This is a genomic window from Fretibacterium sp. (assembly GCF_057312375.1).
The window spans coordinates 23,173-31,399 of the sequence record NZ_DBHLDX010000021.1 but is presented as its reverse complement, the minus strand read 5'-3'; the positions used below and the strand labels follow the sequence as shown (position 1 = coordinate 31,399).

9 protein-coding genes and 1 pseudogene are annotated in these 8,227 nt (G+C 60.3%); 1 reads left to right on the top strand and 9 read right to left on the bottom strand.

Features of this window, described 5'->3' with window-relative positions; genetic code table 11:
* Positions 1–284 (bottom strand): annotated as a pseudogene (locus ACO41U_RS05030) (2,4-diaminopentanoate dehydrogenase); the annotation flags it as partial.
* Between the two features lie 434 nt (positions 285–718).
* Between ACO41U_RS05030 and ACO41U_RS05025 the strand changes: the two are divergent.
* Positions 719–1,873: an ABC transporter substrate-binding protein gene (locus ACO41U_RS05025; protein WP_485942092.1), complete on the top strand. Its 1,155-nt coding sequence runs from the start codon at positions 719–721 to the stop codon at positions 1,871–1,873.
* A 357-nt stretch (positions 1,874–2,230) separates the two neighbouring features.
* Here ACO41U_RS05025 and ACO41U_RS05020 read toward each other — a convergent pair whose 3' ends face one another.
* From ACO41U_RS05020 to ACO41U_RS04985, 8 genes are all read right to left on the bottom strand, one after another.
* The gene (locus tag ACO41U_RS05020; protein ID WP_485942090.1) at positions 2,231–2,383 is read right to left on the bottom strand and encodes a hypothetical protein; all 153 of its coding nucleotides are present in this window, start codon (positions 2,381–2,383) and stop codon (positions 2,231–2,233) included.
* Between the two features lie 219 nt (positions 2,384–2,602).
* On the bottom strand, positions 2,603–3,040 hold the full coding sequence (locus tag ACO41U_RS05015; protein WP_298780899.1) for a GNAT family N-acetyltransferase: 438 nt from the start codon (positions 3,038–3,040) through the stop codon (positions 2,603–2,605).
* An 18-nt stretch (positions 3,041–3,058) separates the two neighbouring features.
* Complete coding sequence (locus ACO41U_RS05010; protein WP_298780896.1) at positions 3,059–3,403, bottom strand: nitroreductase family protein; 345 nt, start codon at positions 3,401–3,403, stop codon at positions 3,059–3,061.
* A 48-nt stretch (positions 3,404–3,451) separates the two neighbouring features.
* Positions 3,452–4,183: an ABC transporter ATP-binding protein gene (locus ACO41U_RS05005; protein ID WP_298780894.1), complete on the bottom strand. Its 732-nt coding sequence runs from the start codon at positions 4,181–4,183 to the stop codon at positions 3,452–3,454.
* Between the two features lie 3 nt (positions 4,184–4,186).
* Positions 4,187–4,969 carry an ABC transporter ATP-binding protein gene (locus tag ACO41U_RS05000; protein ID WP_298780889.1) on the bottom strand — a complete coding sequence of 261 codons (783 nt, stop codon included), beginning with the start codon at positions 4,967–4,969 and terminating at the stop codon, positions 4,187–4,189.
* Entirely contained in the window at positions 4,969–5,868 is a 900-nt protein-coding gene (locus tag ACO41U_RS04995; RefSeq protein WP_298780887.1) for a branched-chain amino acid ABC transporter permease, read from the bottom strand. Before ACO41U_RS04995 ends, ACO41U_RS05000 begins: the two co-directional genes overlap by 1 nt.
* 11 nt (positions 5,869–5,879) lie before the next feature.
* A complete protein-coding gene (locus ACO41U_RS04990; protein WP_485942086.1) occupies positions 5,880–6,773 on the bottom strand; it encodes a branched-chain amino acid ABC transporter permease in 894 nt (297 codons plus the stop codon).
* 176 nt (positions 6,774–6,949) lie between these two features.
* The gene (locus ACO41U_RS04985; protein WP_485942084.1) at positions 6,950–8,095 is read right to left on the bottom strand and encodes an ABC transporter substrate-binding protein; all 1,146 of its coding nucleotides are present in this window, start codon (positions 8,093–8,095) and stop codon (positions 6,950–6,952) included.
* Positions 8,096–8,227 lie beyond the last annotated feature (132 nt).

Below are 8,227 nucleotides of genomic sequence, written 5' to 3'. Positions count from 1 at the left end.
TCCACGCAGAGCTTGACCTTCTCGAACGCGCTCCTGGTGAAGGAGTCCGTCCCCAACAGCACCACGTCGCACGCGCCGTTTCGGATGAGCTCCGTGCCGCCGAACAGAAGCTCCGGCCGGCTCCCGCGCTCCTCCCCCAGGTACTGATAGACGTCCGTGCCGTGGAGGTGCTTGCGCCCCACCACCACACCAACGATCTCAACGCCCGTCTTCTTCAGAAGCATTCGCGCGATCCCGCTCCCCATCGCGCCAAATCCCCATATGACCACACGAATATCCCTCATAAAAACGCCTCCTCGGTACAGAATATTGATGGTGCAAAACCGCCTGCCTCCTCATCGAGGGCCCGCGCAGCGCGTCCATCCCCCACGGTGCTGCGGCAAGGTGTCTGTGCTGGGGCGGCTCCTGCCTCCCCGGCTGCTTGCGGAGGCCCTGCAAAAGAAGAAAATTGTATGCGTTGAATACCGATTTAGAATAGCATAAAGCGGATGAAAAGAGAACCCCTCCATCCGCTGCGGGAGCCGATCGAGGCCGCTGCGGCGCGAGCGAAAAACATCTTTCGTTTTAGATTTTGTTATCGAATTTTGAATGAATTGACGTTTTAGCGGAAAGATACTTTACAAACCCTCTCGTCTGATGGTAAAGTGTTGAGGTCGGTTGCCCGTTCCAAATCGTTTTTTGAGCGCGTGTGCAAAGCATTTTCAGGAGGTGAAGTTGTATGTTGAAGAAAGTTCTTGCGTCACTGGCGTTGGTGCTCCTGTTGGCTGGGAGCGGGCTGGCTGCGGACCCGATCCGGATTGGCTACCTCGTCGCTCTGACCGGCGACAACGCCCCCTTCGGCATCACCGAGGCCAACATGGCCCGGATGATCGTGGACGAGCAGAACGAGGCGGGCGGCCTTCTGGGCGGTCGTCCCATCGAGCTCATCGTCTACGACACGAAGACGCGCAACGAGGACGCGGTCAACGCGGCCCGCCGCATGATCGAGAGCGACCGCGTGTGCGTGATCATCGGGGACCTGGCGAGCGGCATCAACATCGCGACGGCCCCCATCGTCAACCGGGGACACGTCCCCCAGATCTCCACCATCGGCACGAACCCGCTGGTGACGGTTGACGAGAAGGGCAAGGTGAGGCCCTACTCCTTCCGAATCTGCTTCACGGACCCGTACCAGGGCGCCATCGCGGCGGACCTGGCCTACAACGACCTGAAGAAGACGAAGGCCGCCATCCTGTACAACGTCGGTTCCGACTACGCCCACGGGCTCCGCGAGTTCTTCACCGAAAACTTCAAGCGGCTGGGCGGCACGATCGTGGCGGACGAGGGCTTCCGCGGCGAGGACGTGGACTACCGCGCACAGCTCACCACCATCAAGGCGTCGGGCGCGGAGTTCCTGTTCCTCCCCGGCATGGGCAAGGACATGGCGCTGGCCATCAAGCAGGCGCGGGAGCTGGGCTTCGACGGGACCATCGTCGGCGGCGACGGCTTCAGCGACATCATGTTCGAGATCGCGGGCGATGCCATGAAGGGGACGTACTGGATCAACCACACCTACATGGAGGATCCGGAGATGGCCCCCATCTACGAGCGCTACCAGAAGCGCTACAACGACGTCTGCAAGGAGTTCCTGGACGGCGCCATGGCGGCGGATGCGGTGTACTGGGTCTTCGACGCCATCACCCGCGCGGGCGTGGACGAGGGACCTGCGATCGCGAAGGCCCTTGAGGAGACGAAGGGCCTGAAGCTGCACCACGCTACCATCACCATCGACCCCGCGACCCATAACCCCATGAACAAGGCCGGCGTGGTCCTGCGGGTCGACGACGACCTGAAGACGGAATTCTACAAGAAGATCGAACCCAAGGCGGAGTAGGGAGTGGGGGCGAACGCTCAACGGACCCAAAGTGAGAGCTTGCCTTTGGCCCCGCAAGGAGGCCTGACGAGTGGCACGAAGCCGTGCGGCGCCGCTAGGCCTGAGAGGTAACCCCGCCGGTTCCGCAGCAGCGTCCGGCCAGATCAAGAGCGTCCGCCCCAACAGGGGCGAACGCTCTTCATGCAAACAATCGTCTGACCGGTAATTTGCGGCCGATGATTCTCCGTATCGTTTGCACTTCCGGTAGCTCAGGCAAGTCCACATACGGATTCACCGAATAGTCGCTCACCGGAAGGTTAGACTTGGAAAGAACGGTCTTGACCTCAATCTCTCTTATAATCGGCTCCGACGTCATTATCAACTTCCCCTATGGATAGGCTTATCGCTTATCCGGTGCGGTATTACAAATTCATCCGGGTTCGGGTAGCCTATACCGATATTGATTACATCGTTGAATCCCATAGACTTCTCCTTTAGGGAAACACTGATTAAGTCGTTAAGAACCGTCAACCGCATGGACTCCCTTCAGTGCCTGGAACTTCATCAGGCCGCGCGAAGCGCGTGGGGATTGGGACTGACGGCCCGTGAGCAAGGGCGAACGGCAGCCGGAAGGCTCCCCGAAGGGGGGCGTAGCCCCATTTTAAAATTTTAAGGAAGCGCTGAAGGATACCCTTTGTTTGATGCTCCTTGATTGCTTTCAACAACTTTTGAAGATTAATCAGCGCTTCCTTAGATATGCAATATCATTTTTATGTGAGGTATCCCGTCCAGCAGAAATTCCTCTGATACCTGCTGAAAGCCCAGTTTTTCGTAAAAACCCCTTGCGTATGTCTGCGCTTCCAGATAAATCTGTTTTGCTCCAAAATGTTTCTGCGCTACCAGTAAGCCTTCCTTCAAAATTTGGCTGCCCAAGCCACATCTCCGTTTCGCTGCGATGACGCGACCGATGGAAACGTACTCGCTTTCGATCTCTTTATCCATTACCCGCAGATAAGCCTGAACGCCGTTTTCGTCCTTCAGATACACGTGAATGGCAGCTTGATCGCAGTTGTCGAGTTCTGGGTACGTGCAGTTCTGCTCGACCACGAAAACATCCACACGAAGTTTCAGAATGGCGTACAGTTCTTCATTTGTTAATTCATGGAATCGTTTTATGTTGAGTTCCATACCATCACCACCTACATATCAAATCATCTCCAACTGCCGAAATGCAGTTGCTTTTTTTAAATCAGGGACAGTCTGCTCCAATTCTTTTTCGTTGGGGTCGGCATAACCGACCCCGATGAACACAGGCATCATATAGGTTGCTGGCACCTTCAGCCGCTTCTTTACCGCCTCGTGCTCTTCGTTCATGGGGATTCTCATGGAGCACGCCAATCCTTCGGCAGTCGCCGCGAGAAAGATGTTTTCTATAGAGCACCAGATCGTGGTAAACGGATTCATCTCTTTATCTGTTTTCAAAACGATGAAATGCCAGTTGCGGTTATAATTCCATATGGGGTGTTGGCATTTTTTCAACAGCCAGATCAAGAGCGTCCGCCCCAACAGGGGCGGACGCTCTTTCTGCAGCCTTATCTGTCACTTCCCTCCGCCCAGGTAGACCGCTTCGATCTCCGGGTCAATCAGCAGGTCGCTCGACGTCCCCTCCTTGACGATGGACCCCGTCTGGATGACGTAGGCCCGGTGGGAGAGCTGGAGCGCCTTCTTCGCGTTCTGCTCGACGATGAGGATCGTCGTGCCCAGCTTCCGGTTGATGACGGTCAGCTCCTTGAATATCTCGTTGATGATGATGGGGGCGAGGCCCAGGGACGGCTCGTCCAGGAGGAGCACCTTGGGTCGGGCCATGAGGGCGCGGCCGACGGCCAGCATCTGCTGCTCGCCGCCCGACAGCGTCCCCGCGTACTGTTCCTTGCGCTCCAGGAGGCGGGGAAAAAGCTCAAAGACCTTCCGCTCCTGTTCTTCAATGGCGCTGCGGTCGGAGAGGGGGAAGGCCCCCATCCTGAGGTTCTCCATGACGGTGAGCGGGGCGAAGACCTTGCGCCCCTCCGGCGCGAGGGAAACGCCGCTGGTCACCACCTGATAGCTCCTCCGGGGCAGGTCCCGGCCCTCCAGCAGGATCCTGCCCGAGGCGCGCGGGACGTCGCCCATGATGGCGTTCATCATCGTCGATTTTCCCGCGCCGTTGGCCCCGATCACCGCAACGATCTCTCCGGGGAAGACGTCGAGCGAGATGCCCCTCAGGGCCTGAATGGCGCCGTAGTTCACCGAGAGGTCCTGAACGGAAAGGATGGGGGTTCTCTCGTCAGCCATTTGTCATTCCTCCTCCCCAAGGTAGGCCTTGAGCACTTCGGAGTGCTGGCGGATCTCCTCCGGACTGCCCTCGGCGATCTTTGCGCCGAAGTTCATGCAGATGATGTGCGGACAGATAGCCATGACCATGTCCATGTGGTGCTCGATCAGGAGGATGGTGAGGCCGAGTTTTCGATGCAGCTGGGTGATCAGCTCGTTGAGCTCGTGCACCTCGTCGGCGTTCATGCCCGCGGCTGGTTCGTCCAGGAGCAGGAGCTGCGGCTGAAGCGCGATGGCGCGGGCGATCTCAAGCCGGCGCTGCAGGCCGTAGGGCAGGGTCCCCGCAGCCTGTTCCGCGCGGTCCGCCAGGTCGACCTGCTTTAGGAGCTCCATGCTCTCCCTGCGGATCGCGGCCTCGCGTCCGCGCCAGCGGCCGAGGTGCGTGACGGCCTCGAAGAACGAGTAGCCGTGGTGCTGCTGCGCCGCGGTCATGACGTTCTCAAGGACCGTCGAAGCCGGAAAGAGCCTGAGGTTCTGGAAGGTGCGGGCTATCCCCAGGCGGATGACCTGATAGGACCGCAGTGCGTTGATGTTTTCGCCCATGAACTCGATGTCGCCGCTGCTCACGTCGTAAACGCCGGTCACCAGGTTGAAGATGGTGGTCTTCCCCGCGCCGTTGGGTCCAATGAGCCCCGCAAGCTCCCCTCGTTGGATGACGAAGCTCATGTCGCTGACGGCCTGGACCCCGCCGAAGAACTTGTTGACGCTCTTCAGCTCCAGCACCGCGTTCTCCGATGTCGGGTTCATCAGTGGCCCCCTCCCTTCTCGTCCAGTCCGGCGACCGGGGACTTCTTCCAGCGCTTCAGGACCCGCCGGACGTAGGCCGGGGTCAGCTCGTTGGTCCCCATGATGCCCTCCGGACGGAGGACCATGATCAGCACCAGCACAGCCCCGTAGACGAGCATCCTGTACTGGGAGATGGGGCGGAACAGCTCCGTGACCAGTGTTAGGATCGTCGTGCCGATCAGGCAGCCGCTCGTGGACCCCAGCCCGCCGAAGACGACGATGGAGACCAGCTCCGTTGACTTCACCTGATCGAACATGACGGGCTGGATGAAGGACATGTAGCCCGCCAGGAGCGCGCCCGCCACGCCGCAGTAAAATGCCGAGATGGCGAGGCTCAGGACGCGGAAGCGGGCCGTGTTGAAACCCAGCAGGGACGCCGCCACGTAGTCGTCCCGGCAGGCCTTGAAGGCGCGCCCGTACCGGCTGTTGATCAGGAAGAACATGAGCACGCACAGGACGAGGAAGAAGGATACGGCCACGGTCATGGACGTGTAGTTGTCGATTCCGGGGTAGCCGCGCGCGCCGCGCGTGACGCTGTTCCAGTTCTCGATGATGAGCCGGATGGCCTCCCCCAGCCCCAGGGAAACGATGGCGTAGTAGTCGCCCACCAGCTTGAGCGTCGGGAGGCCGATGAGGTAGGCCAGCACCATCGACAGGATGCCCCCCGCGAGGATCGCGGCGACGAAGTGCACCTCGTATTCGACGGTCAGGATGGCCGCCGTGTAGGCGCCGATGGCCATGTACCCCGCGTGTCCCAGCGTGAAGATGCCGGTGAAGCCCGTAAAGAGGGAAACTCCCAGAGCGGCGATGAGGTTGATCGCCAGAAGGGTGACGACTCCGGATGCGTAACCTTCCACCATGATGATCCCCCCTATACCTTCTCGCTGACGGACTTGCCGAAGAAGCCCGTGGGGCGTATGATCAGCGTCACGATGAGGATGCCGAAGACGACGAGGTCGCGGAACTGGCTTGAGATGAAGCCGGCGGTCAGCATCTCGGCGAGCCCCAGGATGATGCTGCCCAGCACGGCCCCCGGCAGAGAGCCAAGCCCGCCGATGACGGCCGCGATGAAGGCCTTCGTCGTGATGGCGTTCCCCAGCTGGGGATAGAGCGTGTAGCGCACGGAGAGAAAGATTCCCCCCACGGCCGCGAGGAGCCCCGCGACGAAGAACACGATGGCGATGAGGCGGTTGACGTTGACCCCCATCAGCCCCGCCGTCCGGAGGTTGTAGGACGCGGCTCGTATGGCCAGCCCCCACTTCGTCTTGACGAGGAAGACCTGCAGCCCGATGAGGAAGACCACGGCCGTGATCAGCGACAGGATGTCGAAGGCGCTCGTCGTGATCAGCCCGAAGAAGCGGACGGGGGTCATGGGAATCACGGGCGGCAGAGCGCGGAAGCGGCCGCCGATGGTCACGACGAAGAGGTTTTCGATCACGATGCTCATTCCCATGGAGGCGATGAGCATGTAGAGCGTGACGGGCGTGCGCTCACGGATGGGACGGTAGGCCAGGCGCTCCACGACGATGGCCGAAACGCCCGCGCCGACGAGGGCGGCAAGGGAGGCCGTCCAGATGTCCAGTTTGAGGGTGAGGAGGGCGTAGTAACAGATGTAGCCGCCGATGACGAGGAAGCCGCCGTGCGCGAAGTTCGAGAAGAGCAGCACGGAGTAGACCAACGAGTAGCCAACCGCGATGAGGGCGTAGACCGACCCCAGCGACAGCCCGTTGATCACCTGTTGAATCAGGGTGACGAAGAGATTCAAAATTTAACACCTCGATTTCGTTGAGTGGGGTGGAGGCGGAACCGCCCAAACGCTTTGGAGCCCGGATCGTCGGCCCTTGTGCGTCCTGCGCCCGCACTCCGAAAGGGGGCGAGGCCGCATAGAAACGGGGCCCAGGACCGACGAACGCCAGCCTTGGGCCCCCCCGTGAACGCGGTTTATTTCGGCTCTATCTTCTTGTAGAACTGCGTGTTCAAGTCGTCGCCGACCTTCAGGATGATGCCCGCCTTGTTCAGCGGGTTGTGGTCCTCGGGGTTGATGGTGAGGGTGGCGTGGTTCAGCTTGAGACCCTTCGTTTCCTCAAGTGCCTTTGCGATCGCAGGCCCCTCGGCCACGCCCGCACGCTTGATGGCGTCCAGGACCCACCACATGGCGTCGTAGGCCATCGTGCCGTTCACGAATTCCTTGCACTCGTCGTTGTAGGTTGCCTTGTAGCGCGCGAAGATCGGGGCCATGACGGGGTCCCCCAGGTAGGTGTGGTTGATCCAGTACGTCCCCTTCATGGCGTCGCCCGCGATCTCGTTCATGAACTCGCCGTACCCGTCGCCGCCGATGACGGTGACGTCGAGCCCCAGCTCCTGGGCCTGCTTGATGGCCAGCGCCATGTCCTTCCCCATTCCCGGCAGGAACAGGACGTCCGCGCCCGAGTTCTTGATGGTGGTGAGCTGCGCGCGGTAGTCCACGTCCGTCTCGCGGAAGCCCTCGTCCGCCACGACCGTGCCGCCCAGCTTCTGGAAGTCCTTGGTGAAGAACTCGCGGAGCCCGTGGGCGTAGTCGGAGCCGACGTTGTACAGGATGGCGGCCTTCGTCTTCTTCAGGTCGTTGTAGGCCAGGTCGGCTGCCAGCGCGCCCTGATAGGGGTCCGTGAAGCAGATTCGGAACGAGTAGGGGCGGACCTTGCCCTTGTTGTCCACGGTCACGAGCGGGTTGGTCCCGATGGTGGAGATCTGGGGGACGTGGCCCTTGTTCACGATGGGCGCCGTGGCGATGTTGATGCCGCTGGTGTTGGCCCCGACGATGACGCAGACGCCGTCGCTCTCGATCATGCGGCGCACCGCGTTGACCGCGTCCTCGTTGCGCGTCTTCGTGTCGTAGACGACGAGCTCAATGGGACGCCCCAGGATGCCTCCCGCGGCGTTGGTTTCGCTGACCACCATCTTCGCCATGTTGACCTCGGTGATGCCGTACTGCGCGTAGTCGCCCGTGAGCGCGGCAAGGTAGCCGATCTTGATGGGGCCCTCCGCTGCGTACGCCGCCCCTGAAACCGCCAAAACCATTGCCAGTACCGCTAAAGCCTTTCTCAATGTGTCCACCTCCAGATAATTTCAATAGATTTCGGGAAAGCCGTTGGAAATAATTTTGAGGAGCAGAAATTTTATAACTATTATTGTACCGGCCCGACGTGAAAATGTAAAGGACCCTGTCGCGATGTGCTC

Bases quoted from the DNA above. Each gene is read 5' to 3' on its own strand.
- ACO41U_RS05025 (WP_485942092.1), top strand. From the start codon at position 719: ATGTTGAAGAAAGTTCTTGCGTCACTGGCGTTGGTGCTCCTGTTGGCT.
- ACO41U_RS05015 (WP_298780899.1), bottom strand. From the start codon at position 3,040: ATGGAACTCAACATAAAACGATTCCATGAATTAACAAATGAAGAACTG.
- ACO41U_RS05005 (WP_298780894.1), bottom strand. From the start codon at position 4,183: ATGGCTGACGAGAGAACCCCCATCCTTTCCGTTCAGGACCTCTCGGTG.
- ACO41U_RS05000 (WP_298780889.1), bottom strand. From the start codon at position 4,969: ATGAACCCGACATCGGAGAACGCGGTGCTGGAGCTGAAGAGCGTCAAC.
- ACO41U_RS04995 (WP_298780887.1), bottom strand. From the start codon at position 5,868: ATGGTGGAAGGTTACGCATCCGGAGTCGTCACCCTTCTGGCGATCAAC.